At 70.9% G+C, this 23749-nt stretch carries 23 protein-coding genes and 3 tRNA genes; 12 read left to right on the plus strand and 14 right to left on the minus strand.

Features of this window, described 5'->3' with window-relative positions:
• Positions 1–210: 210 nt before the first annotated feature.
• The 3 genes from NJE57_RS12690 (at position 211) to NJE57_RS12700 (ending at position 2344) form a co-directional block, all read left to right on the plus strand.
• Entirely contained in the window at positions 211–1185 is a 975-nt protein-coding gene (locus tag NJE57_RS12690) for a queuosine precursor transporter (RefSeq protein WP_319028811.1), read from the plus strand.
• Positions 1182–1559 (plus strand): CHY zinc finger protein, encoded by a 378-nt coding sequence (locus NJE57_RS12695; RefSeq protein ID WP_319028812.1) that lies wholly within the window; start codon positions 1182–1184, stop codon positions 1557–1559. Before NJE57_RS12690 ends, NJE57_RS12695 begins: the two co-directional genes overlap by 4 nt.
• Before the next feature lie 89 nt (positions 1560–1648).
• Positions 1649–2344, plus strand: a complete 696-nt coding sequence (locus NJE57_RS12700) for an SIMPL domain-containing protein (protein ID WP_319028813.1) — start codon at positions 1649–1651, stop codon at positions 2342–2344.
• Between the two features lie 48 nt (positions 2345–2392).
• Here the strand turns inward: NJE57_RS12700 and tgt are convergent, their stop codons facing one another.
• Positions 2393–3676 (minus strand): tRNA guanosine(34) transglycosylase Tgt, encoded by a 1284-nt coding sequence (gene tgt, locus NJE57_RS12705; protein WP_319028814.1) that lies wholly within the window; start codon positions 3674–3676, stop codon positions 2393–2395.
• Between the two features lie 96 nt (positions 3677–3772).
• Here tgt and NJE57_RS12710 point away from each other — a divergent pair, with 96 nt between their 5' ends.
• On the plus strand, positions 3773–4405 hold the full coding sequence (locus tag NJE57_RS12710) for a TetR/AcrR family transcriptional regulator (protein ID WP_319028816.1): 633 nt from the start codon (positions 3773–3775) through the stop codon (positions 4403–4405).
• 106 nt (positions 4406–4511) lie between these two features.
• Here NJE57_RS12710 and NJE57_RS12715 read toward each other — a convergent pair.
• From NJE57_RS12715 to NJE57_RS12730, 4 genes are all read right to left on the minus strand, one after another.
• Positions 4512–4602, minus strand: a tRNA-Ser gene (locus NJE57_RS12715).
• A gap of 64 nt (positions 4603–4666) precedes the next feature.
• Complete coding sequence (locus NJE57_RS12720; protein WP_319028817.1) at positions 4667–4870, minus strand: CsbD family protein; 204 nt, start codon at positions 4868–4870, stop codon at positions 4667–4669.
• A gap of 136 nt (positions 4871–5006) precedes the next feature.
• Positions 5007–5477 (minus strand): nucleoside deaminase, encoded by a 471-nt coding sequence (locus tag NJE57_RS12725; RefSeq protein ID WP_319028818.1) that lies wholly within the window; start codon positions 5475–5477, stop codon positions 5007–5009.
• 22 nt (positions 5478–5499) lie between these two features.
• Complete coding sequence (locus tag NJE57_RS12730) at positions 5500–6042, minus strand: tRNA adenosine deaminase-associated protein (protein ID WP_319028819.1); 543 nt, start codon at positions 6040–6042, stop codon at positions 5500–5502.
• A gap of 90 nt (positions 6043–6132) precedes the next feature.
• On the opposite strand from NJE57_RS12730, the gene NJE57_RS12735 reads away from it, so the two are divergent.
• Positions 6133–7026 carry a prephenate dehydrogenase gene (locus NJE57_RS12735; RefSeq protein ID WP_319029058.1) on the plus strand — a complete coding sequence of 298 codons (894 nt, stop codon included), beginning with the start codon at positions 6133–6135 and terminating at the stop codon, positions 7024–7026.
• Here the strand turns inward: NJE57_RS12735 and NJE57_RS12740 are convergent.
• The 3 genes from NJE57_RS12740 to NJE57_RS12750 form a co-directional block, all read right to left on the minus strand.
• The gene (locus tag NJE57_RS12740; protein ID WP_319028820.1) at positions 7010–7621 is read right to left on the minus strand and encodes a putative glycolipid-binding domain-containing protein; all 612 of its coding nucleotides are present in this window, start codon (positions 7619–7621) and stop codon (positions 7010–7012) included. The genes NJE57_RS12735 and NJE57_RS12740 overlap by 17 nt on opposite strands.
• 65 nt (positions 7622–7686) lie before the next feature.
• The gene (locus NJE57_RS12745) at positions 7687–9039 is read right to left on the minus strand and encodes a cytochrome P450 (RefSeq protein ID WP_319028821.1); all 1353 of its coding nucleotides are present in this window, start codon (positions 9037–9039) and stop codon (positions 7687–7689) included.
• Between the two features lie 115 nt (positions 9040–9154).
• The gene (locus NJE57_RS12750; RefSeq protein WP_319028822.1) at positions 9155–10696 is read right to left on the minus strand and encodes an alkaline phosphatase PhoX; all 1542 of its coding nucleotides are present in this window, start codon (positions 10694–10696) and stop codon (positions 9155–9157) included.
• 232 nt (positions 10697–10928) lie between these two features.
• Between NJE57_RS12750 and NJE57_RS12755 the strand changes: the two genes are divergently transcribed.
• The 3 genes from NJE57_RS12755 (at position 10929) to NJE57_RS12765 (ending at position 12964) form a co-directional block, all read left to right on the plus strand.
• Entirely contained in the window at positions 10929–11558 is a 630-nt protein-coding gene (locus NJE57_RS12755) for a hypothetical protein (RefSeq protein WP_319028823.1), read from the plus strand.
• 90 nt (positions 11559–11648) lie between these two features.
• On the plus strand, positions 11649–12374 hold the full coding sequence (locus NJE57_RS12760) for a VIT family protein (protein WP_319028824.1): 726 nt from the start codon (positions 11649–11651) through the stop codon (positions 12372–12374).
• Positions 12375–12424: 50 nt separating this feature from the next.
• A complete protein-coding gene (locus NJE57_RS12765) occupies positions 12425–12964 on the plus strand; it encodes a PGPGW domain-containing protein (protein WP_319028825.1) in 540 nt (179 codons plus the stop codon).
• A 53-nt stretch (positions 12965–13017) separates the two neighbouring features.
• On the opposite strand, the gene NJE57_RS12770 is transcribed toward NJE57_RS12765, so the two are convergent.
• The gene (locus tag NJE57_RS12770; protein WP_319028826.1) at positions 13018–15426 is read right to left on the minus strand and encodes a glycoside hydrolase family 65 protein; all 2409 of its coding nucleotides are present in this window, start codon (positions 15424–15426) and stop codon (positions 13018–13020) included.
• A 137-nt stretch (positions 15427–15563) separates the two neighbouring features.
• Here NJE57_RS12770 and NJE57_RS12775 point away from each other — a divergent pair, with 137 nt between their 5' ends.
• A complete protein-coding gene (locus NJE57_RS12775) occupies positions 15564–16106 on the plus strand; it encodes a hypothetical protein (RefSeq protein ID WP_319028827.1) in 543 nt (180 codons plus the stop codon).
• Here NJE57_RS12775 and NJE57_RS12780 read toward each other — a convergent pair.
• The 3 genes from NJE57_RS12780 to NJE57_RS12790 all read right to left on the minus strand — a co-directional run bounded on the left by NJE57_RS12780 (position 16061) and on the right by NJE57_RS12790 (position 20764).
• Positions 16061–17950: a DUF2339 domain-containing protein gene (locus NJE57_RS12780; RefSeq protein WP_319028828.1), complete on the minus strand. Its 1890-nt coding sequence runs from the start codon at positions 17948–17950 to the stop codon at positions 16061–16063. The genes NJE57_RS12775 and NJE57_RS12780 overlap by 46 nt on opposite strands.
• A gap of 62 nt (positions 17951–18012) precedes the next feature.
• Positions 18013–18933, minus strand: a complete 921-nt coding sequence (locus NJE57_RS12785) for a DMT family transporter (RefSeq protein WP_319028829.1) — start codon at positions 18931–18933, stop codon at positions 18013–18015.
• Between the two features lie 127 nt (positions 18934–19060).
• Positions 19061–20764 (minus strand): gamma-glutamyltransferase, encoded by a 1704-nt coding sequence (locus NJE57_RS12790; protein ID WP_319028830.1) that lies wholly within the window; start codon positions 20762–20764, stop codon positions 19061–19063.
• Positions 20765–20912: 148 nt separating this feature from the next.
• On the opposite strand from NJE57_RS12790, the gene NJE57_RS12795 reads away from it, so the two are divergent.
• The 3 genes from NJE57_RS12795 to NJE57_RS12805 are packed head-to-tail and all read left to right on the plus strand — an operon-like array spanning position 20913 to position 23485.
• Positions 20913–22106, plus strand: a complete 1194-nt coding sequence (locus NJE57_RS12795; protein WP_319028831.1) for a heparan-alpha-glucosaminide N-acetyltransferase domain-containing protein — start codon at positions 20913–20915, stop codon at positions 22104–22106.
• Between the two features lie 45 nt (positions 22107–22151).
• Positions 22152–22496: a PadR family transcriptional regulator gene (locus NJE57_RS12800; protein ID WP_319028832.1), complete on the plus strand. Its 345-nt coding sequence runs from the start codon at positions 22152–22154 to the stop codon at positions 22494–22496.
• Positions 22493–23485: an HAAS signaling domain-containing protein gene (locus NJE57_RS12805; RefSeq protein ID WP_319028833.1), complete on the plus strand. Its 993-nt coding sequence runs from the start codon at positions 22493–22495 to the stop codon at positions 23483–23485. The genes NJE57_RS12800 and NJE57_RS12805 overlap by 4 nt, the downstream gene beginning before the upstream one ends.
• 43 nt (positions 23486–23528) lie before the next feature.
• Here the strand turns inward: NJE57_RS12805 and NJE57_RS12810 are convergent.
• Positions 23529–23601 (minus strand) — tRNA-Arg (locus NJE57_RS12810).
• 47 nt (positions 23602–23648) lie between these two features.
• Positions 23649–23739, minus strand: a tRNA-Ser gene (locus tag NJE57_RS12815).
• Positions 23740–23749 lie beyond the last annotated feature (10 nt).

Consider the following 23749-nt stretch of genomic DNA (forward strand, 5'->3'; position numbering starts at 1 on the left):
ACGCCATCCCCCCCGCCGTCCCCCATCCCCATGCCATCCCCCCGCCGTCCCCCATCCCGGTTGGCGGACATCGCCCCGCGCCTGGCGGACTTCTCGCGCGAGATCCGGCCCGAGAATCAGCGAGGAGTCCGCCAACTAGGTGGGGCTGTCCGCCAACCGGGGTGACGTGGGATTCGCGGGATGCCGGATGGGCGCGGATAATCGACGCCCGTGACCACTTCATCGCAACAGAACCCTGACCTGCGCGGGCCTGGGCGGCCGGACGGGACCACCCCCGAGCCGGCGCGCAGCACCCCGAACCCCACAGACTCGACCACTACCGATACGACCACCTCCGATCCCCGCTCCGGCGCCGACTCCGGCACCGGCACCGGCACCGGAACAGCGACCGACCGCAGCAGGACCGACCGCGCGGTCTTCGCCACCGTCGCCAGCCCGTACTTCGGCTACCTGATCGCCCTGTTCGTGGGCGTCATGCTCATCAGCAACGTCTCCGGCACCAAGGGCGTCCTCCTCTTTCCCGGCCTGAGCTTCGAGCTGGGGTTTCTCAGCCTCGACGGGCTCGTGACCGACGGCGCCTTCCTGCTCTTCCCGCTGGCCTACGTGCTGGGCGACGTGATCAGCGAGGTGTACGGCTTCAAGGCGATGCGCCGGGTCGTACTCTCCGGCTTCGCCGTCCTGGCGCTGGCCGCGCTGAGCTTCACGTTCACCGTCCACCTGCCGGCGGCCCCGTTCTACGAGAACCAGGACGCGTTCGAGGCCGTCGCCGGCGTGATCCCGCAGTTCTTCCTCGCCGGCCTGGCCGGGTACGTGGTCGGCGAGCTGCTCAACTCCTACGTCCTGGTGTGGATGAAGCGCCGCACCGGCGAGCGGACCCTGTGGGCGCGGCTGCTCGGCTCGACCGTGGTGGGCCAGCTCGCGGACACGATCGTCTTCTGCACCATCGCCGCCCCGGCCCTGGGCATGGTGCTCGGGTCCGGTGACTACTGGAACTACGTGGTGATCGGGTTCGTCTGGAAGACCCTCGTGGAGGCCGTCCTGCTCCCGGTCACCTACGTCGTGATCGCGTGGATCAAGAAGCGCGAGCCGAGCTACCAGACCGCCCTGGCCGGCTCGACCACGGCGGGATCACCAGTGCCGGGATCGCCAGTGGCGGGATCGCCCCCGTCGGACCCGAGGGCATGACATCCCACCACGAGGGCTCGGGCGACGAGGGCTCGGGCGGCGGGGACGGCGCCGGCGCATCGATACCGGTGCTCGGCGCCACCGTCGACGACCAGACCCGCTGCGTGCACTACCGCGGGCCCCTGGACGTGGTGGCGATCCGGTTCCACTGCTGCCTGGACTTCTATCCCTGTTTCCGCTGCCACGCCGACGCCACCGACCACGCGCTGTCGGTGTGGCCGCGGGACGAGTTCGACTCCCACGCCCTCCTCTGCGGCGCCTGCCGGACCACGTTGTCGATCACCGAGTACCAGTCCACAGACGCCTGCCCGGCCTGCGGCACGGCGTTCAACCCGGGCTGTTCCCTGCATTACCCGCTCTACTTCGAGTCCTAGACCGGGCGCAGCGACCGCCGGCGCTCCTCAGGCCACCCAGGATTCATGTAGATCCCCCGTTCACCCGGGTTGCGACCTCATAGTGAGGTATGGCCTCACAACGAGTATCCGGCACACTCGCACTACTGTCCGCCGCCCTGCTTCTGGCGGGGTGCGCGGGTTCGGGCGAGGACCCGCCGGTCATCAGCACGCAGGGCACCGGCATCGTCAACGGCTCCCCCGATACCGTCAACATCGTGCTCGGTGTCGAAACCCGGGCATCTGAGGCCAGCACCGCGCTGAACGACAACGCGGAACGCGCCCGATCCCTGATCGAGACCATCAGAGCCCAGGGGGTCGAAGAGCAGGACATCACCACCGAGAACCTGTCGGTGCGACCCGATTTCCAGCCCGACGGCGGCATCGACGGATACATCGTCACCAACCAGGTGACAGCGACCTTGCGCGACGTCGACAAGAGTGGCGAACTCATCGATGCAGCCGCCGGAGCCGCCGGCGATGCGATCCGGATCGAGCAGCTGACGTTCTCCATCGACGACGACAGCGATCTCAGGGCACAGGCCCGGGCCCGGGCAGTCACCCGTGCGCAGGAGCAGGCCGAACAGATCGCCGACGCGGCAGGCGCGGAGCTGGGGGCGGTGCGATCGATAGCCGAGGTCCCGGAGACCGACGCGACGCCGTTCCCGGCGTCGCGGTCGTTGGCGGACGGTGCATCGTCCACGCCGATCGAGGCCGGTAGCCAGGAACTCACGGTATCGGTCTCCGTGACCTACGAGATCAACTAGACGACTCCGCCGAGGAGACCGGGCGCGGTCCGGCCGGTCAGCCGACGATCACCGTCCCGAGTAGTACCGCCCGAGGAACTGCTCCTTGTACGCCAGGTACTCGTCGGGCCCGGCGTCCATCGCGGCGCGCACCTCGTCGACCAGCCGCACCACGAAGGCCAGATTGTGCATCGTCAGCAGGGTGGAGCCGAGGAACTCCTTGGCTTTGAACAGGTGGTGGAGGTAGGCGCGGCTGTACTCCTGCGAGACCTCGGAGGGCTCCTCGGGGTCGAGCGGGGTGTGGTCGTGCCGGAACTGGGCGCGGGTGACGTTGACCCGTCCGTCCAGGGTGTAGATGCCGCCGTGGCGGGCCAGTCGGGTGGGGGCGACGCAGTCGAAGGTGTCGGCGCCGTTCTCCACGGCGGTGAAGATGTCGTCGGGCTCGCTGATCCCCAGCAGGTGTCGCGGCCGGTCCTCGGGCAGTTCCTCGGTGCACCAGCCCACGATCGTGCCGAGGTTCTCCTTCTCCAGCGCCCCGCCGATCCCGTAGCCGCCGAACCCGCGCCGCCCCTGCGCCTCGGCGCGGTCGCTCATCTCCACCAGGCCGCGCACCGCCTGGCGCCGCAGGTCCTCGAACTGGGCCCCCTGGATCACGCCCCACAGTGACTGGCCGGGCCGGTGGGCACGCTGCTCGGACAGCTTCTGGTGCTCGTCGAGGCAGCGCTGCGCCCAGCGGCGGGTCCGCTCGACGGAGCTCTCCTGGTAGACGCGGGTGTTCATCAGGGTGGTGAGTTCGTCGAACGCGAACAGGATGTCGGCGCCCAGCCCGTGCTGGATCTGCATGGAGACCTCGGGCGAGAAGCGGTGGCGGGAGCCGTCGAGGTGCGAGGTGAAGGTGACCCCGTCCTCGTCGACTTTGGCCAGTCTTCCTTGGCTTTTGTTGGTGGCGGAGTCGTCGGGGGCCTTGGCCGCGCCCGCGGACATCTCGATGACCTTCTTGAACCCCACCCCCAGGCTCATCACCTGGAAGCCGCCGGAGTCGGTGTAGGTGGGCCCGGGCCAGCGCATGAAATCACCCAGACCCCCGGCGGCGTCAACCACGTCGTGTCCGGGCTGGAGATACAGGTGGTAGGCGTTGGCCAGGACTGCCTGCGCACCGGTGGAGCGGATCTGCCCGGGCGTGAGCGTCTTGACCGTCGCCTTGGTGCCGACGGGGATGAACGCCGGGGTGGCGATGTCGCCGTGCGGGGTGTGGATGACGCCGGTGCGGCCCCCCGCGGCGCCGTCGAGGACCATCCGTGACCCCACGTCGAACGTGGTCGCGCGCGGGGTGGCGGGTGCGTGGTCCGACATGGGTTCCATCGTGGCACGCACGGCCCGGGGGGTCGGCCGTGGCCCTACGATGGGAGGGATCGACGACGGCAGGGATCGACGACGACGAGGTGGGCGATGACCGGTACGAGCGGCCGACGGCTCCCCCGGCACGAGCGCCGCGACCAGCTGATCGGCCTGGGAGTGAGGCTCCTGGAGACGGTGCCCTTCCACGCGCTCTCGATGGATGATGTCGCGGAGCGGGCCGGGGTCTCGCGCAGTCTGCTGTTCCACTACTTCCCCACCAAGCTGACCTACCTCACGGCGGTGGTCAACGCGGCCGCCGAGCACGTCCTGTCACTCACCAGGGTGCCCGAGGGGACGAGCGCGGAGGACGTCACCCGCGCGATCATCACGGCGCTCGTGCGCTACATCCAGCGGCGGCGCGACAACTACGTGGCGGTCCTGCGCTCGGGCAGGTCCGTGGACCCGGTGTTGGAACAGGTCGTCGACGGCATGCACCGCACCATCAGCCTCCGCATCCTCCACAGCATCGGGATCGCCGGGCCCGGCCCCATGGCTCTGGTGCTCACACGCGCCTGGTTGGCCGGAGTCGAGGAGTTGGCGCTGCTGGGCGAGGAGTCCGGGGTGCCACAGGAGACCGTGATCGAGTCTGCGCTGACCACTCTCCAGGCGGTCGCGACCCTGCCGGAATTCGTCGCGGACGCGATCACGGACGGGCACCTGCCCGGCCCGGACGACAGGGGTTGACGACGACAAGAGTTGACGACGACAGGGGGTGACCCTGCCCCACCCGGGCAGCGGGTGCACAGATGAGAGAACCCCGGACCTCGACTCGAGATCCGGGGTTCTCCCGTGGCGGTGGCGGTGGGATTTGAACCCACGGTTGGGGGTTACCCAACACAGCATTTCGAGTGCTGCACCTTCGGCCGCTCGGACACGCCACCGCCGATCAGGCTACTTCACATGCGGCCGCAGGCGGAAATCGCCTGGTCGCACGGGAAGGTCAGCTCACTTGTCGTGGCCGGTGAGCTTGCCCGCGGCCTCGTTGGCCTTGTCCTTGAGCTTCTCGGCACCCTGCTTGATGCCGGCCGAGCCCTGGTCGGCCTGGCCCTCGGCCTGGAGGTCACGGTCGCCGGACGCGGCGCCCGCCGACTCCTTGGCGCGGCCGCCGAGCTCCTCGGCCTTGTTCGAGAACTTGTCTCCCACACCCATGCGGTGCTCCTCTCGATCACGGCGCCGGTGCCCGGCGCCTGTCCCCGTCCACGGTACGGAGATGCCCGGCGGGCCTCCACCGGTCGGCGGTCACGGTCGCCGTCACCGCAGGTACCGACGGCGGGCGGGAGCATCGTCAGCGCCGCGCCCGGAAGAACTCCTCCACCAGCCCGGCGCACTCGGCCTCGAGCACCCCGCCGCGGACCTCGGGACGGTGGACCAGTCGCCGGTCGCGCACGACGTCCCACAGCGACCCGCACGCGCCGGTGCGGGGCTCCCACGCGCCGAAGACCACCCGACCGACGCGCGCGGCGACCGCGGCGCCCGCGCACATGGTGCACGGTTCGAGGGTCACCACGAGGGTGCAGTCCTCCAGTCGCCAACCGTCACCCAGGACCCGGGCGGCCTCACGCAGCGCGAGCACCTCCGCGTGGGCGAGGGGGTCCCCGTCCGCCTCCCGGCGGTTGGTGGCGGCCGCCAGCTCCCGGCCGTCCGGACCCACCACGAGGGCGCCGACGGGCACGTCCTGCCCGGGGGTCCCGGCCGCGACCACCAGGGCCCGCCGGACCAGCTCCTCGTCGGCGGCCCGGGGCGATATCAGGGGCATCGACGCCACGGGGACGACCGCCTCACGAGTCGGGCAGGTGCCGCTCGAGCTCCTCGCCGAAGCCCATCCGCTCGGCCACCGACTGCAGCTGCTCGTCGGCGTAGAGGTCGGTCTCGGACACGATGATCTCCAGGACCCCGGGCGGCAGCCCCAGGTCCTCGAGGATCGCCATGTCCCCCTCACCCCAGGGGTCGGTGTCCTCGAGCTCCTCATCCGACATGTCGGGCACGTCCACGTTCAGCTCGTCCAGCACGTCGGCGGCCAGGTCGTAGTCCAGTGACGCGGTCGCGTCGGACAGCATGAGCCGCATCCCGGACGGGCCGGGGCGCAGGATCACGAAGAACTCGTGGTCCACGTCCACCAGACCGAACGACGCCCCCTCGGTGCGGAGTGAGCGGACCTGCCGGGCGGCGTCGTCGAGACTGGACAGCGCGGAGTCGTCCAGCCGGGTGATCTGCCAGGAGCCGCCCTCCTGCAACACCCCGAGTGCGGAACCGGTGACCCGGTCGCTGTCGTTGCCGGTGCTGCCGCTGTCGCGGGAGCGTTGGTCGGAGGTGCTGGCCATGGGCCCAACCGTAGTCTGCTGTGAGAACCTTGTCAGGTGGCGGCGGTGACGGACGTGTGCGTGCTCGGGGTGGGCCTGATCGGCGGTTCGATGCTGCGGGCCCTGGGGCCGGACCGGGCGTTCGGGTGGAACCGCTCGACAGCGGGCGCGGGAGCGGCCTCGGCGGCGGGTTTCGACGTCTCCACGGACCTCGCGCACACGCTCCGCCGGGCCGGGCGGACGGATGCCCTCGTCGTCGTCGGAGTCCCCCTCCCCGCCCTCGGCGCCGTCCTGGACGCGGTGGCCGACCACGCGCCCACCGTCGCCCTCACCGACGTGGTGAGCGTCAAGGGGCCGGTCCTGGCCGCGGTGCGCGAGCGCGGCCTGGGCGCGCGGTTCGTCGGCGGACACCCCATGGCCGGCACCGCGCACTCCGGATGGGACGCCACCGACCCTGACCTCTTCCGCGGGGCGACGTGGCTGGTGGCCGCGGACGACGACGCCGACCCCGACACCTGGTCCCGGGTGGCCCGGACGGCACTGGACTGCGGCGCCCGGATCATCTCGTCCACCTCCGCCGACCACGACGCGGCCGTGGCGCGGATCTCCCACCTCGGGCACGTGCTGGCCGAGGCGCTGGCGCTGGCCGGGGGCCGGGGCGGAGACCTCGCTCTGGCGTTGGCCGCCGGGTCGTTCCGCGACGGCACCCGCGTGGCGGGCAGCGCGCCGGACCTCGTCCGTGCCATCTGCGAGCCAAACCGCGACGCGCTGCTGGCCGTGCTTGACGAGTGCCTGGGCGACCTGGGCGCGGCGCGGGAGGCGCTGGCCGAGCGGGGCACCCTGGGGCCGCTGATCGACGAGGGACATCGCGCGCGAGGAGCCTACGAGGCCGTTCAGGCGGGGCGCGCGGACGCGGTCGTGACGGTGACGCCGGGCGCGCCCGGCTGGCTGGAGGCCCTGCGCCGGGCGGGGGCGGACGGGACGGAGGTCAGGCCCGCCGGCTGAGTCCGGCCACGTCGATGATGAACCCGTCGGGGTCGACCGTCGCGCTCGTGGCCGCGGTGGCCGTGATCCCGTGGACCTTCTCGTCGTCGCTGGAGAAGGTGACCGAGTCCTCGGTGACGTCGAGCGTCAGGGAGTCCACCGAGAGCACCCGCTGCTCGACCGAAGCGGGCTGCGAGTGCAGGCCGAGCCGTCGGCTGATGACGCTGGCGAAGAACACGCTGTACGTCACGTCCACGTCGACCACACCGTCACCCCCCATGCGGGAGCGCGTGTCGGCGGGATCGTCGAGCAGCCAGGATCCGTCGTCGTCGCACACCAGGTCGATCGTGCGCTCGTACTCCTCCGTGGAGACGGTGAGCTGCACCCGGTGCGGCGCCAGGTCCGTGCCGATCTCGACCTGGTACTCCAGCGTGAACGCGGCGTGGTCGGGATGCGCGGCGGAGACGATTCGGCCGCGGGCGCGGGAGGAATCGCCCTTCCGGACGATTCTCACCTGCTCGATCACCCTGCCGGTCTCGGAGATCCACGTGTACACGCGGGGAGCGGAGGCGCGCGGCGCTTCGGCCTGCGGCGAGGGCGACTGAGAAGCGTTCACATCTCCTACGGTAGGAAAATCTCCACCGAAACGCACATCGGTGGCCCCTCGCGGCGGCACGGTGCTCACCTCGGGCGCAGTTCGAGACGGGCGCGCCGCCAGGGGTACAACGTCACATTCCGCGACCTCGGCCACTCCCGGCCGCTACCCACGGGGGCGAGCCGATAGCGCTCCAGCACCTGTCGGAGGATCACCTCGCCCTCCATCATCGCGAAGGACGCCCCGATGCACCGCCGGGCGCCGCCGCCGAAGGGAAGCCAGGTGGTGGGGGTCGGGATGTCGCCGAGGAAGCGCTCCGGATCGAAGTCCTTCGGCGCCGGGTAGGCGGCGGGGGCGCGGTGGGCCAGGACGATCGACGGCGAGATGGTCAGCCCCCGCGGATAGGTGCGGCCGCCGACGGTGGCGGGCTCCTGCAGCTCCCGCATGACCATCGGCACCACGGGGTGTAGTCGGAGGGCCTCCTTCAGTACGGCGTCGAGATAGTCCGTCTCCCCGCCCCGTGTGATCTCGTCGACGCACCGGTCCTGGATCCGCGGGTGCCGGGCCAGCTCGAGCATCGACCAGGCCATCGCCGTGGCGGTGGTCTCGTGTCCGGCCGCCAGGAGGGTCATCAGCTGATCGCGCAGTTCGGCGTCCGACAGGCCCTGTGTGTCGTCCGGGCCCTTTTCGTCGTCCGGGCCCTGTGCGTCATCCGCCGAGGCCCGGACCAGGAGCGCCAGCAGGTCCTTCCGCTCGGCGAGTGCGGGATCGCGGCGCGCGGCGGCGATCTGCTCGTCCAGGAACTCGTGGATGCTCGCGAGATCGCGGATCTCCCGGGTCCAGGGCCAGAGACGGCGCAGAGCGGGAATCGCCAGCCCGATCATCATCACCGGCCCGGCGTCCACGGTGCGGGCCACCACCGGGCGCATCTGGTCCAGCCGCTCGGAGTCGGTCACCCCGAACACCACGCGCAGGATCACCTCGAGGGTCAGCTCGTTGAGCAGGACGTGGGCGCGGATCCGACCCGAGCGCGGCCACCGGCTCAGCTGCTGCGCCGTGACCTCCTCGACCAACGAGCGGTAGCCGGAGATCTCGCGCCGTCCGAACGCGGGCGCCAGGAGGCGACGGGCCCGGGCGTGCGCGTCGCCGTCCTGCAGGAGCAGCGAGTCCTCCCCGAGCAGAGGTCGGAGCAGTTCGTTGCCCTTGCCGGCGTGGAAGACCGACGGCGATCCGGCGAACACGTCCTTGATGTCCGCGGGATCAGCGACCGCGACGATTCTCCGCCCCTTGGGCATCAGGTCGAGCCTGAACGGCACCCCGTATCTCCGGGCCGCCGCCGGGAAGACGGCCGCGGGGGCCGACAGGGTGAGCAGGGCCTGCACCAGAGTGGGGAGGCGGGGGCCGGGGGGAAGACCGTTGTCCGTGGTCACACTGTCCATGGTCACACCGTAGGAGGCGGCGGGTGTCGCCGCAGCCGGTCCGGCCAAGACGGCCGACCGCGCCGACACCTCCCCGGCTGGGAGGTGTCGGCGCGGGTCCGCGATGCGACAGGTGTCAGTGTCCCAGGCCCGCACTGCCGAGGGAGCCGGTGCCGACACCTGCACTCCCCGCGAGACGTGCCCACGGGCCGGTGACCGCGAAGGTGATGCCGTCGCCCTGGATCGAGACGAACATCACCGACCCGTCCTCGTTGAACACCGGGCCGGCGAACTCCGAGTTGCTCACGCGGTTGCGGGCGATGGGGTACGCCTGACCCCGGTCGTTGACGCCCACGACGTGCTGGATTCCGGAGCCGTCCTCGGAGATCACCACGCCGCCGTGGGGCGAGACCGTGATGTTGTCCGGACCGTCGAAGCTCCCGCCGTCCGCGAGCTCGACGGACGTGTCCGGGTTCTTCCCGAAGATCGAGTACAGCGTGATGGACGCACCGTCCGGCGCGATGCGCCAGACCTGGCCGTCGTGCTCGGCCGCCGAACCGTCCCCCATCCGGGCGAACGAGGCCACGATGTACGCGCCCTCCTTCCACCACGCGCCCTCGAGCTTGCGGGAGCGGGTTCCGCGCTCGCCGTAGGACTGCCTACGGATCGAGGTGGTCTCGGCGAGGCGGTCGCGGCCCGGAACCTCGACCCATTCGACCTGGTAGGTCGTCCCGACGGTGGTGGCCACCGACAGGTCCGGGACGTGCGCACCACCGGAAACGCAGCGCATCATCTCGAAGGTCCCGGCCGTGTCGCCGCCCTCCGAGCGGGCGAGCTCGGCGAGCGCACCGGTGCCGGGACGGAAGCCCGCAGGCGGGGTCCAGCGGTACACGTGGCCATTGGGATTGCCGGCGTCCTCGGTGAGGTAGATGACGCCCGTCGTGGGATGCACCGCGACGGCCTCGTGGGCGAAGCGCCCGAGGAATTTGAGGGGCACCGCGGCCTGGGCCTGGTTGAGCGCCGTGTCCGGCGAGACCTCGAACACCCAGCCGTGGTCCATCGACGCGGTCTTTCCCGCGAGCGACCTGCCGCCGGCCTGGACGTCGGTCTCCTCGCAGGTGAGCCACGAGCCCCACGGGGTGACGCCGCCCGCGCAGTTGTTCACCGTGCCGGCCACGCCCACGTACTGTGCTTTGCGCTGCCCCTGGGCGTCGACGGCGATGACCGTGCAGCCCCCGCCCGCCTGGTCGTCGAAGGTGACGCCATCGGTCACCGGCACGACATGAGGCTCATTGTTACTGATCTCGTGGTTCAGGATGAGGAACCCGCCCCCCGCGCCCACTCCGAGCGAACCGAGTGCTCCGGAGAGCGAACCGAGGAACCCGGAGGCCTCGAAGTACCCGGCGCCGTCGGGGTCGGACGGGGACTTCGCGCCGCCCTCCATGGTGGTCTCACCGGCGTGGGTGACCACCGAGTAGGTGAATCCCTCGGGCAGATCGAGCAGGCCGTTCGGGTCCGGCACCAGGTCCCCGTAGCCCTCGGTCCCGACACCCGTGGCGCTCGCGATGGCACCGGAGCCCGTGAAGGTGCCGGTGAGGTTGCCCGCGACGTAGACTCCCGCGCCGACGGCGGCCGCGCCGGCCAGGAATCGACGGCGATCGATGCTGATTTCTGCCATGGTTCCGGTGTCCTCTCCCCGCGTCCGGCCGTTCCGGTGCGCGGGCTCCGACGCTAGGACCCGGTGGAGACGGCAACGCGCCGTTGAGGTGTCGCGCCAGTGAACGCACGGCGGAGACCCGGTGCGGGCGGCCGAGGACCCGCCACACGGGTCCGGCCGTCCATCCACGGCTCGCCGACTGTTCACCGACGAGCAATCGACCGAACCCTCGACTTGGCCTAATGTGACCGGCATGGCCCTGCTCCCCGTGGACCTGGACTCGACGCCCGACGACATCGTCTCCCTCCTCGCCGTGGACGCCGCGGTGCGGGTGGCGGTGGGCCTGGAGCACTGCCCACCGTCCACCTCCGCCCTGCACTGGAGCGGGGAGGAGGGCATGTGGATGGCCCTCGTCCGGCCCGGTGAGGGACGCGCGCTCCTGGCCGGCTGGCACCACGAGTTCTCACTCACCGAGGGCAGCGGCCGCGCCGGCGAGGCCGGGACCGATCTCGTCGGGGACGCCCCGGGCTGGTGGCGCCGTGGCGTCGAGCACGCCCGCTCGAGGGGCGCCTACCTGGGGTTCCTGTACGGCTGGGACGGCGACGGGTGGTGGCGGTTGGACCAGCCGGTGGACGACGGCTTCGATCCGGAGATCTTCCCCGTGACCACCGCGGCCGTGCGGGACATCATCGACGAGCTGGCCGACGACACCCTGCTCGACGCTCCCGCCGCCGGGGCGGTGGACGCGCTCCTGGGAGCCGGTGCGCGGCTGTCCGCGCCGGATCTGGCGGCCGTCCTGCACTCCCCCGACGGGTGGCCGGAGGTCGACCTCGAGGCGGGTGTCCGCGCCGCCCGGGAGTTCGGCTCGCCGGTCCCGGCCTGAGCCCAATCCACCCACGGATCCGACGAATCCGCTGGTAAGGATAGCCTTTCGAGGCTTGCCGGTCCGCGCGGCTGCTCCTACGGTGATCGTGTGGCCCCCACCCCGCGCCCGACCCCTCACCTCGCCGTCGAACCGCACGCGGTGTCGTTCTCCGACAAGCTCAACCGCCTGCGGGCGGCGGTCCTGGGCGCCAACGACGGCCTGCTCTCGACCGCCGGGTTGGTCATGGGCGTGGCCGCCGCGACCACCGACCGTTCGGCGATCTGGATCGCGGGGATCGCCGGACTCTCCGCCGGCGCGATCTCCATGGCGATCGGCGAGTACGTCTCGGTGAGCACGCAGCGCGACACCGAGAAGTCGCTCATCGCCAAGGAGGCGCGCGAACTCGCGGAGGATCCCGAGGCCGAGTTCACCGAGCTCGTCGATCTCTACACCGCCAAGGGGCTCAGCGAGGAGACCGCCCGGCGGGTGGCCACCGAACTCCATGCCGTGGACCCGCTCGCCGCCCACCTCGACGCCGAGCTGGGGTTGGACGCGGACGAACTCACCAACCCCGTCCACGCCGCGGTCTCGTCCGCCGTCGCCTTCGCGCTCGGAGCGCTCCTGCCCCTGCTCGCGATCGTCGCGCCGGCCACCGTCCGGGTTCCGGTGATCGCGGTTCTCACCGTGGTCGGTCTCGCGCTCGCGGGTTACGTCTCGGCCCGGCTGGGTGACGCGGACCGGAGGAAGGCGGTCCGCAGGCTCGTGCTGGGAGGGCTCGCCGCCATGGTCGTGACCTACGGGATCGGCCTGCTCCTGGGCACCACCGTCGCCTGACCGGCCCGGCACATCCGCGCCCGATGCCGGAATTCTGCCACCATGGTCTGGTGCGAAGACTCGGTTACGTCGCGGCGAAGCGCCTCGCGCTCGAGACTCTCGGGTGGACCCTCGTGGTGCTGGGCATCGCGGCGCTGTTCCTCCCGGGCCCCGGACTGCTCATGCTCTTCTCCGGGATGGTGGTGCTCTCCCAGCAGTACGAGTGGTTCGAGAAGCGGGTCGACCCCGTCAAACGCCTGGCGATGGAGGGCGCCTCCCGCGGGGTTCAGACCTGGCCCCGGATCGCGGCGTCGATCCTCGGGGTGACGTGGCTCGTGGGACTGGGCGTCTTCTGGGGAGAGCACCCCCCGGCGCCCGGGTGGTGGCCCTTCGACCCCGACTGGTGGTTCATCGGCGGCTGGGGCACCGGGACCAGCCTGATCGTCTCCGGACTGATCGGCCTGGCGCTGCTGGTCTACTCGATCCGGCGCTTCCGGGGGAACCCGTACGACCACCACGTTGAGACCGAGCGGGAGCGGGAGCGTCACGCCGCCCGGCACCGCGAGAGGGAGGAGCGGCACCGCTCTCCCAGCGGCGTCACCCGGGCCTGATCCTCACCCTGGCCTGATCCTCATCCCGGCCTGACTTCACCCCGGCCTGATCTTCACCCCAGGCTGAACGTCTCCTCGCCACCCACCGCGACCAGCCGCTCCTGCCCGGCCACCCGAACCCGGACGGGGGTCGCGTCGATCACCCCGTCGTGGTGCTGCACCGTGACGCTGTCCCTCATCACCGTCACCGTCAGCGGGGAACGCAGGTAGGTCATGTTGAACGAGACCCCGTCGATCCCGCGGGGCAGATTGGGGTCGAGCCGCAGCATCCCGCCCCGGACCCGCATGCCGGCGTAGAACCGCTGCACCAGATCGACCGTCCCGGACATCACCCCCATGTGGATCCCCTCACGCGTGGTGCCGCCCTGGATGTCACCCACATCGCTGGCCAGCGCGATCTTGAACCGCTCCCACGAGGCGTCGGGGTCGAAGCGCGCCAACACCCCGGCGTGGGTGATGTAGGAGAGCGTCGAGCCGTGCGAGGTCCGCTGGTCGTAGTACTCGATGGTCCTCCGGGCGGCGTCGGGGGGGAAGTCGTATCCGAGCCTCTCGACGACCCGCCTGAGCTCGGAGTCGCTGAACAGGAAGAACAGCATCACCGCGTCCGCCTGTTTGGCGAGCTTGTACCGGTCCGGCGTGTCCCCCTCGGCCTTGAGGATCCGGTCCAGCCGCTGGATGTCGCCGTACTCGGCGCGGTAGGAGTCCCAGTCCAGCTCCTCGAGGTCCTCGTAGCCCTCGAACTGGCTGATGATCCCGTCATGGAACGGGACGAACATCTTCCGGCTCATGTCCTTCCACCGGGTGATCTCCTCGTCGCGCAGTTCTAGCCGGGCGCGCACCGCGTCGGCCCGGGGCTCCGGGAGGAGGTCGAGCAGACTCGCGGCGATGTCGCAGATCCAGGCCACGAAGACGTTGGTGTAGGCGTTGTTGCGCAGGCCCCCCTCGGAGGCACCGGGGTACTTCTCGTGGTACTCGTCCGGCCCCATGACCCCGTGGATCTCGTAGCGGTCCCGCTCCGGCACGTACCGGGCGATCGACGACCAGAAGCGGGCGATCCCCAGCATCATCTCCGCCCCCCGGAACTCGAGGAACATGGTGTCCTCGGTGAGCGTGACGTACTGCCAGACGTTGTAGAAGATGGCCGCGCTGACGTGGCGCTGGTGATGCGAGAGGTCCTGGTCCCACTGCCCGGACATCGGGTTGAGGTGGACCTCCTGTGTCTCCTCGGTCCCCAGGGAGGCGCTCTGCCACGGGAACATGAAGCCCTCGTAACCTGCGGCCTCGGCCGCCGCCCGCGCCTCCGACAACCGGCGGTAGCGGTACATCAGCAGGCCCCGAGTGACGTCCGGGGTCCGGAAGGTCAGGAACGGCAGGACGAACAGCTCGTCCCAGAAGATGTGTCCGCGGTAGGCCTCCCCGTTGATCCCGCGGGCGGGCACCCCGGCGTCCAGGTCCGCGGTGTGGTGGGAGCACGTCTGCAGGATGTGGCTGATGTGGACCCGCAGCAGGTGCTGGGCCTCGTCGTCGCCGAACACCCGCACGTCACACGCCTGCCACTGTCGGTCCCACGCCTGACGGTGGTGCGCGTGCGCGGACTCGAAGGACCGGCTGCGCACGACCGACCGGTGCGCGCGAGTCAGCGTGTTCCCGGTGGCGGGGTCACGTGAGGTGAACAGCGACACCGACTTCTCGATGGTCACCGGGACCCCGCGCTCGAGGTCCAACCCCAGTGTCTGCTGGATGTAGTCCGAGGTCCGGAAGTCCGCGCGCGGGACGTCGAGCTCCTCCCCGCCCGAGTGCACCAGGGTGCGCGCGGCCAGGCTGATGACGACCTCGGACTGCCTCGTCTGCGACTTGAGGGCGATGACCTTCGGCTCCGGGAACACGGTGCTCCCGGGGCGCAGATGGTCGCTCTCGAGCTGCCGGTAGCGGGGCACCCCGTCATTGGTGACCCGTCCGTCGATCGCGGTGACCACCTCTGCCGGACCCGACCAGTTCAGTGGCGTGATGGTCCACTCGAGGTAGGCGTGGTGGAGCGCGGCCATCGAGACGAACCGCCTGCTGACCAGCTCGGTCTCCCGGCCCTGCTTGTCCCGGAACCGCAGGCGCCGGGTGAGCGTGGCGGACCGCAGATCGAGTGTGTGGTCGTAGTCGAGCAGTTCCACCTCGGCGAGCCGCAACACCTCCGCGCCTCCGATACGGAGCTTGAGGGGCAGCCAGTTGGGGAGGTTGACCAGGTCCTCGTTGTGCACGGGGACCCCGCCGAGCATCGTGGTCGCGCGGTTGTACACGCCGTGGACGTACGTCCCGGGGTAGTGGACCCCGTCGGCGTCCTCCCACTCGGCGGCGCCCCGGGTGGCCATGTAGCCGTTCCCCGTCGAGGAGAGGGTCTCGCGCAGTCCCTCCACGGCGGGATCGAACCCGGTATAGGCCAGCGTGAAGGCGTCGGTCTGCTCCGTCATGGCGTCCTTCGCGGGTCCGGGGTGCGGGTGTTCACCCCTGCGACCCTATCCACCGACCTGCGGTGTCGACCCTCTTCCGGAGTGGGTGTTCCCGCGATCGTCATCTCACCGAGATGCTCGGGTCACGGCCTTGGGGTATGATCTACGTCACAGTCGGGACGGCCGGGGCCGCGCCGCGTGCCCTGTCGTCGACCGTTCCGCCGGAACAGGGGTTCGCCATGACCGTCCAGCTCATCGAGATCACGGAGGACGTGGCCGACAGGCTGCAGGTCCTCACCACACCGACGGCCTGCCAGGTCGGCGATGCGCGCATGATCATCATCGATCTGCTCGGTTCGGGGCCGTCCTGGCCGCTGTCGGTGCTGGTCGACCAGGTCTGTACCGCGTACGAGGCCCCGGACGGGGAACGCCTCATGGTCGATCTCCGGGACCGCGAGCACATGGCGGAGAGCGACCTCCGCGACGAACCGGCGCTGCGGCACGTGACGTGGGTGCGCGCCACCCGCCGCGCTCTACGGGACCTCACCGACTCCGGCGAGGTGGTCTGGAGTCTGCTGTCCGACGATCCGGACGAGGTGGACCATCCCGAGGTCGAGATCCTGATGTCCGGCGCCGAGCCGCGCGCCTTCCGCGTCTACGTGGGGGAGCCGCTCCCCGACGGTTCGGTGTCCCTGCGGTAGCGGACGGCCACGGCGAGCATCACCGCGCCCACCGCGATGAAGGACAGGACCCGCAGCAGTCCGGGCAACGTCGCCAGGTCCAGGAAGAGCAGTTTGGCCAGCGCGAGCGCACCCAGCACGAAACCCATCCTGCGCGCGTCCTTCAGTCGGGGGCTCGGGGAGAGGATCAGCCGGGCCGCGCAGCTGATCCACAGCACGGTGACCACCAGGTGCGCGACGAGGAAGCCGTTCCGGGGTGCCCCGGCCAGGTCCCCGATCACCACGCCCGTGGCCACGACCATGACCGAGAAGGTCAGCAGCGCGACGACCGCGCCCGCCATCACCACCCGGGCCGCGTCGTGCGGGAGTCGGCGGGAGGCCCACCACGTGGCGGCGACGGCCAGGACCGTGATCGCGAACGCCGCCACCACGTCCTGGTAGGAGAGCTCCAGGACCGCCATCTGCTCGTCGAGCGCGAACAGTGGCCGGTTGACGACCGAGTACACGGTCAGCGCGACCACACCGCCGATGCCCGCCACCCAGTCCATCCATCGCCGGCCCCACAGCCCGGCGGCCACCAGGTAGGCGGTGGAGCTCAGGGTCAGGGCCAGGCTCGTCGACTCCCCGCCACCCAGCTCCACCCACGCGCCGACCAGCAGCGCACTCCCCACGATTCCGGTGACCGCGGACAACAGGACCGGTCCCGGTTCCTGGGGGCGGCGTCCGGCCAGGACCGCGACCGTGAGGTAGGCGGCGGCCAGGACCACCCCGACCGGCCACCCCGGCTGCAGGAGGTAGAGGCTCGGGACGAGGAGCAGGGGGGCGGCGGTGGGGACGACGACGAGAGCCGCGTTCGGCGGCGCCGGGCTGCGGCGGACGGAGTCGTACCAGGCGATCCCGACGCCCACCCCGGCGAGGACGAGCGCGGCCACGATGAGCGCGATCTGTTCGCCGCGGCCGTGAAGATGCGTCTGCGACAGGTAACCCGCCAGGACCGGCGCCGGGAACACCGACCACACCACCCTCACCGCGACACCGAGATCGGCGGCAAGGACGGCGGTGGCGGTCGCCAGGATCACCAGGAACACCGGCAACTCGACGCCGGTGGAGATGAGCGGGGCCAGCAGCATCGTGCCGGCCGAGACCAGGCAGGCCAGTAGTCCGGAGGACCACCGTTGTGCGAGAGCCATGCCTCCCAGCGCCAGTCCGCCGACGAACATGTACGCCGCCGGCACCGGGATCCACTGGTACAGGGTGGTGGAGGCGATCACGTCGAGCATCGCCGCCGCCAGGCCGGTGCCGACCAGGGCCAGCGCGCCGGGGTTGAGAGGACGCTCCGTTGTGGCCTCGTGCCGGGACTGGAGCCACAGCCCCAGACCGAGAAGCACGGCCGCCAGCACCGCCGCGGCGACCACCCGTGCGATCGGCGGGAACAGTCCGGCCTGGATGGCCACGACCAGCAGGAACGCGATACCGGCGAGCATCACCGAACCGCCGATCGCGGCGATCACCGTGGCCGCGGTGATGCGCGGGGTCCGGCGGGGGCGTGGCTCGACCGGGCCCACTGGGCGGAATCCGCCGGGGGCCGGAGCACCTGCCTGCCGCGCCCCCGCGCGCCACACCGAGTCCCCGCCGGGGCGCTGCGGATGCACTCGCGAAGGGGCCTGGGACTGGTGCTGGGGAGAGCGCTCGGGCTGGGGCGGGTGTTGGTGCGTCGGGTCTGTTGAGGCCTCGGTGGACCGCAACTGCCCGGCCGCCGCCGCCAGCCCGGCCCGGACCTCGGCGACCTCCGCGGTGATGCGCCCCAGCCGGGCGTCGAGGTCCGCGAGCGTGCGCTGGACGTGGTCGGGCTGCTGCGGGTTCACCCGTGAATTCTCCCCCGCCCGGTCCACCGGCGTCCACAGTCTCCCCGCGGACGCGCTGCGCGCTACCGGCGCTCGTGGTGAGCTTGTGCCCTGGCCCGGGACCGCAGCACCAGGATCACGCCGACCGCGCTGACGGCCATCCCCACCACCGCGAGGAGGGTGATCGGCACGCCGAACATCAGCCACACCCAGATCATCGTGGTGGGCGGCGTCAGATAGAGCAGCACGCTGGCGACGGTGGCACCCCGGGTGCGGGTGACGAACACGTACAGGACGTACCCACAGAGCGTCGACAGGAACACCAGCCAGGCCACCGCGGCCCAGAACTCGGGTTCGACCGGCACCCTGCCCTGCCCCGCCAGTAGCATCGCCGCCACCAGGGCCACCGCCGCCACGACGGACTGCATGGTGATGGCCTGCAGCAGGGTCTCCTTCGGCCGCAGACGCTGGGTGAGGACCGTTCCCGTGGCGAGGCTGAGCATCCCGGCCACCGGGAACAGATACGCCCACCACGGGGCGATCCCGGCGCCCAGGCCCCCCGAGACCACCACCACGACGCCCGCCATCCCGAGGAGCATGCCGATCCACATGACCGGCGTGGTCCGCTCGCCGAGGAACCTGCCCGCGACGGTCGCCACGAGCAGGGGTTGCAGCGCCGCGATCAGCGCCGCCGTCCCGCCGTCGACGCCGCGGGCGACCCCTTCGAAGATCATGAACAGGAACACGGCCTGGCTGAACAGTCCCAACACCGCCTGCCGTGTCCACGCCCTCCGGTCGGCCAGCCGCACCCCCAGCACCAGGCAGACCGCCACCAGCAGTACGCCCAGGATCGAGAACCGCCAGCCCAACAGCTGCAGCGGGGTCCCGCCGGTCCGGGTCCCCAGCTCCGCGCCGACGTAGCCCGAGCTCCACATGATCACCAGTGCCACCGACGCCAGATGGCCGGCGTTGCGGCGGAGCGCGTCTCGGGCGGGCGTGGTCATCGTCACAGCCTACGAAGGGGCCGACCTCGTCGTCGTACGGAACGGGCACCCCACCCCCGTCCCGGCCGCGGGGCGCGGCACCGGGCGGACAGGCGGGCAGGCGGGCAGGCGGGCACCCACCCCACGGTCATCCCTCCGCGTCGACGATGACCGCCCCCGCTTCGAGCCGGGTGTCCGTGGGACCGGAGACCGTCCGATCGTCGTAGTCGACCTCCAGCGCCTGCACCGAGCCGAAGAGCCCTCCCGGAGATTGCGACACCTGCCACCCCAGTGCACCGACCCCCTGGGCCGCCGGTGATCCCACCAGCGCGGGTTCCACGACGAGGGTCTGCGAGGCGGAATCGAACCGGAACCGCGGAGCGGCCACCGCCTCCTCCAGCGACTGACCCATGAGGGCCCACCGGGTGAGCGTGACGGCGAGGATACTGACGATGTTCGCCCCACCCGGCGTACCGATCCCCAGAACCGGCCGACCCTCGTCGTCCAGGACCATGGTCGGGTTGGACCACGTCACCGATCGTCTGCCCGGCTCAGGCTGGTTCCGGGGGGAGTCCACGGTGTCGAACCTGCTGAGCTGATCGTTGAGGAAGAACCCGCCGACCTCGGTCCCCGAACCCCAGAACTGGGTGAGCGTGTTGGTCATCGACACCACCGTGCCGTCCTTGTCGACGACGGTGAGGTGCGTCGTGTTCCCGGGGGTCTCCAGGTTCTCGCCCGTCGTGTTCCCGCCCGGGCCGGCCGGAGCGTCTCCGGTCGGCACCGAGGGCGCGGGGCCGCCTGCGAGTTCGGCATTCCTGACCGGGTCGACGAGTTCGTCGACGGGCACCTCGGTGAAGTCCGGGTCGCCCAGCTCCGTGCGGACGGTCTGCTCGGCCAGGGCCCAGGCCTCGGAGACGAGCCGGAGATACTCCGTCGACTCCGGGTCCACCCCGGAGATCCCCTGGCTCTCGAGCACCTGCAGCATCTGGATGAGCGCGACACCCGGAAGCGCCGGAGCCCCCGAGACCACGTGGTAGTCCCCCACCGGGCCCTGCGGGGGTTCGCTCTGCTGTACCTCGTACCGCTCCAGTGACGCGGGGTCGATGCCCTCGACAGCCGTGAGCTGCCCGGCGACCTCGCCGGTGTAGAAACTCTCCGGCCCCTCGGTCTGGAGGGTCCGGAGGGTGGCGCCGAGCTCGGTCTGGACGAGTGGCGCGCCCACCTGCAGTGGTGCCCCGCCCGGAGAGAACTGCTCGAGACCCGCGACCGCGTCCGCGCCGCCCACGGCGATCCTCTCGACGAGCGTCCCGGTGGCGGGGACACCACCCTCGGCCATCCGCGCGGCAGGCTCCAGCAACTCGGCCCACTCGAGACGTCCGTGCCGGTCGTGGAGTTCCGCCATGCCGGCGACGAAACCCGGGATCCCCGTCTCGGACGGCGGGATGACCCCGTCCCGGGCGACGACCTCGCGGTAGTCGAACGCCTCCGGAGCCCCCTCCCGGGTCGCGACCAGCGCCGAACCGCCGCCTCCCACTCCGGAGGCGTAGGGCTCCACCACCGAGACCGCGAACGCGGCGGCGATCGCCGCGTCCACCGCTGTCCCGCCCGACTCGAGCATCTCCATCCCGGCCTCGGCCGCGAGTGGGTGTGCGGCGTTCACGCCCTGCTGGGCCAGCACCGCCGACGGTTCCGGGGCGGGTTCCGGTTCCGTGGTGGCCGGGTCCCGGGGATCATCAGCGGGGCTGTCACCGGTCCCGGCGCACCCCGCGAGAGTCAGCACGGCGGCGAGCAGGGCCCCCACGACGCCCCGGTGCCCGAGTCGCGTGCGACGTTCCGGAACGCTGTTACGCATACACTCTGCCCCACACTTCGCCCTCGATCATCACCCTGGGACGCCGCCCACGCTAGACCACCCCTCACCTGGCGACCACCGTGACCGCGATGCCTCCCGCGGTGGGCGCCGCCCTACGTGGGAGGCCGATCCGGGGAGAGGAGGACACGTGAAGGAGAGCGAACAGCCTGAGTCGTCCACGTCGTACACAGACGTCGTCAAGTCACGAATCAGACGACTGGAGCCACCGACTCGTCTACCCGGGGTCGACCTGGCGCGGGGAGCCGCCGTGCTCGGCATGTTCGCCGCCCATCTCGTCGTCACCACGCCGCTCCGGTGGGGTTCACCCGCGACGTGGACCGGAATGGTCGACGGGCGATCGTCGATCCTGTTCGCCACACTGGCCGGAGTCTCTCTCGGTCTGTCCCACCCGGACTCGGCGGACCGAGGCGGTCGACGGCTGGCCACATACCGTCGACGGCTCGCCGGCAGGGCGGCGATCATCTGGGCACTCGGCATCGCTCTCGTCGCGCTCGCCGTTCCCGTCAACGTGATCCTCCCGGCCTACGGAGTGTTGTTCGCCATCGCGATCGCCCTGGTCGCGTTCTCCACACGCGCCCTCGTCGCGATCGCGGCCGTGCTGGCCGTCTCGATGCCTTTCGCGGTCGGGGCGGTCAATGCCGTCACAGGTGGTGGAGTAGACGACGAGAGCACCAGCACTCTCGCCGTCATCGTGGGCTGGCCCTACCCGTTCCCGCTGTGGGCGGCGTTCCTCGCTGCGGGGATGGCCGCCGGCCGGTCGTTCGTCGTCTCGTCCCGGTGGGTGTTCGGCCTCGTCGGCATCGGCACGGCGCTCGCCGTCATCGGCTACGCCGGACTGGGCCCCGTCGGCAACCGCGCCGCCGATGCCCTCGGGGACGGAGCACAGGGGGATGTCGGACTCTGGCTGTTGTCGCGCCTCGGAGACGAACCCCACTCGTCCGGTATGGGCGAAGCGATCGGCTCCGGAGGGTTCGCACTCGCGGTGATCGGAGTGTGCGTACTGGTCGGCGGGACACGACTGCGGTGGCTCTTCTGGCCGGTGCGGGTGCTGGGGTCGATGCCGCTCACCGCGTACACCGCGCATCTGGTCGTCTGGGCGGTGTGGATCGCGACGCATCGCGACGACGGCGGAGAGCTCGACCCGACGACTGACTTTCATGCCCTGGAGCCGTTCTGGCCGATGGCTCTCGGGGTGATGGCCGGGTGTGTGCTCTGGGCGGTGTTCGTCGGACGAGGTCCGCTCGAGACCGCCGTGTCACGGCTCGCGGCCGGAGTGACGGACCGGGAGCCACCCTCCTCGCACGGTGCACCGGGGACGTGACGTGGTTCGTTGAAATAGTGTGTGACACACACTAATGTGTCCAGCATGGACGACGAGTCGCCGGCGGTTCTGAACACCCACCTGCAGGAGATCCGGCGGGGCTCGGTGGTCCTGGCGAGTCTGCTGGCCTGCCGGAGCCCGCGCTACGGATACGCCCTGCTCACCACACTGGCCGAGGCGGGCATCGCCACCGAGGCCAACACCCTGTACCCGCTCCTGCGCCGCCTGGAGAGCCAGGGCCTGCTCACCTCGACCTGGCACACCGACGATCCCCGGCCCCGCAAGTACTACGAGACCACCGAACTCGGCACCCGGACCGCCGAGCGACTCCATTCCGACTGGCTGGCGCTGGGCGCCGGCTTCGCCGAACTACGGAAGGCGGACGCATGATGTCCACGCTCACCGATCGCTACATCTCGCAGGTGGTGCGCCGCCTGCCGGAGCACCACCGGGACGACATCGCCTCGGAGATCGCCGCGACCATCGACGACATGGTGGCCGCGGAAGCCGAGCCCGCCGGCGACGGCACAGGGGCGCCCGGGCCCGACTCGGCCGAACGCAGGGTGCTCGGCCGACTGGGCGATCCCGCCGAACTCGCCCGCCGCTACTCGGGGGCACGCCACTATCTGGTCGGGCCGGAGATCTACCCGGTCTGGCTGCGGGTACTGCGGTGGCTCATGCCGATCGTCGGCGTGATCGCAGCCGTCGCCGGAGGGGTCCTCTACCTCTCCACCACCCCGGAGGCCGGACTCGGCGGGCTCATCGGCGAGGTCGTGACCGCGGTGGCCTCCGCACTGCTGTGGCTGTTCGCCGCCTGGACACTCCTCGTGGTGATCGTCGAGAGGACGACCCCCGAGGGAGACCGCAATCCCCTCGCGACGGCCGCCTCCTGGGACCCGGCCGAGTTGGACCGCGCGCCCGCCCCGGCCGACTCCCGGGTGGACGCGATCGTCTCGCTGGTGCTGCTCGCACTTCTGGCCGCGGTGCCGTTCGTGCCGTCGACTTTCCTCTACATCGGTCACCTCAACGGCGGTGAGCCGCTGGTGGACCCCGCCATCCCCACCGCCTGGATCGCGGGCTACCTGGCGCTGATCGGCACGCTCGCGCTGGTGCAGGTGTGGCACCTGGCGCGACCTGCCACGTCCCGGGTCCGGTTGGCCGTCGAGGTGCTCGCCGACATCGTGTTCGGCGTATTCCTCACGGCTCTCGTGCTGAGCCAGGACTCTGTGATCCACCCGGAGATCGTGTCGGCGGGCGGGAACGACCTGGCGACCACGACGGTCCGCTGGGGGGTCATCGCCAGCATCTGGGTGATCGTGGTGTGGGACCAGATCGAGACCCTCCGGGCATATCGGCGGGACGCGGCCGAGGCGGGGTGAACGACGAACGCCCCCGTCCGAACGGACGGGGGCGTTCCTGCTGTGCGCCCGAAGGGACTCGAACCCCTAACCTCCTGATCCGTAGTCAGGTGCTCTATCCATTGAGCTACGGGCGCATATTCTTCTGTCGTGCCAGTTCAGCCGGTTTCCCGGTGCTCCGGCATGGCGGAGGCGAGAGGATTTGAACCTCCGGTCCCCTTTGGAGGGACAACTCATTAGCAGTGAGTCCCATTCGGCCGCTCTGGCACGCCTCCTGGAGGCTCT

Origin of the sequence: Dietzia sp. PP-33 (assembly GCF_033790845.1) — a bacterium.
In the GTDB taxonomy this organism is placed as follows: domain Bacteria; phylum Actinomycetota; class Actinomycetes; order Mycobacteriales; family Mycobacteriaceae; genus Dietzia.

Coding starts and splice junctions, on each gene's coding strand:
- NJE57_RS12805 (WP_319028833.1), top strand. CDS start 22,493: ATGATGTCCACGCTCACCGATCGCTACATCTCGCAGGTGGTGCGCCGC.
- NJE57_RS12725 (WP_319028818.1), bottom strand. CDS start 5,477: ATGCCCCTGATATCGCCCCGGGCCGCCGACGAGGAGCTGGTCCGGCGG.
- NJE57_RS12770 (WP_319028826.1), bottom strand. CDS start 15,426: ATGACGGAGCAGACCGACGCCTTCACGCTGGCCTATACCGGGTTCGAT.
- NJE57_RS12790 (WP_319028830.1), bottom strand. CDS start 20,764: ATGCGTAACAGCGTTCCGGAACGTCGCACGCGACTCGGGCACCGGGGC.
- NJE57_RS12750 (WP_319028822.1), bottom strand. CDS start 10,696: ATGGCAGAAATCAGCATCGATCGCCGTCGATTCCTGGCCGGCGCGGCC.
- NJE57_RS12695 (WP_319028812.1), top strand. CDS start 1,182: ATGACATCCCACCACGAGGGCTCGGGCGACGAGGGCTCGGGCGGCGGG.
- NJE57_RS12755 (WP_319028823.1), top strand. CDS start 10,929: ATGGCCCTGCTCCCCGTGGACCTGGACTCGACGCCCGACGACATCGTC.
- NJE57_RS12775 (WP_319028827.1), top strand. CDS start 15,564: ATGATCTACGTCACAGTCGGGACGGCCGGGGCCGCGCCGCGTGCCCTG.
- tgt (WP_319028814.1), bottom strand. CDS start 3,676: ATGTCGGACCACGCACCCGCCACCCCGCGCGCGACCACGTTCGACGTG.
- NJE57_RS12710 (WP_319028816.1), top strand. CDS start 3,773: ATGACCGGTACGAGCGGCCGACGGCTCCCCCGGCACGAGCGCCGCGAC.
- NJE57_RS12700 (WP_319028813.1), top strand. CDS start 1,649: ATGGCCTCACAACGAGTATCCGGCACACTCGCACTACTGTCCGCCGCC.
- NJE57_RS12730 (WP_319028819.1), bottom strand. CDS start 6,042: ATGGCCAGCACCTCCGACCAACGCTCCCGCGACAGCGGCAGCACCGGC.
- NJE57_RS12800 (WP_319028832.1), top strand. CDS start 22,152: ATGGACGACGAGTCGCCGGCGGTTCTGAACACCCACCTGCAGGAGATC.
- NJE57_RS12720 (WP_319028817.1), bottom strand. CDS start 4,870: ATGGGTGTGGGAGACAAGTTCTCGAACAAGGCCGAGGAGCTCGGCGGC.
- NJE57_RS12745 (WP_319028821.1), bottom strand. CDS start 9,039: ATGGACAGTGTGACCACGGACAACGGTCTTCCCCCCGGCCCCCGCCTC.
- NJE57_RS12785 (WP_319028829.1), bottom strand. CDS start 18,933: ATGACCACGCCCGCCCGAGACGCGCTCCGCCGCAACGCCGGCCATCTG.
- NJE57_RS12735 (WP_319029058.1), top strand. CDS start 6,133: ATGCTGCGGGCCCTGGGGCCGGACCGGGCGTTCGGGTGGAACCGCTCG.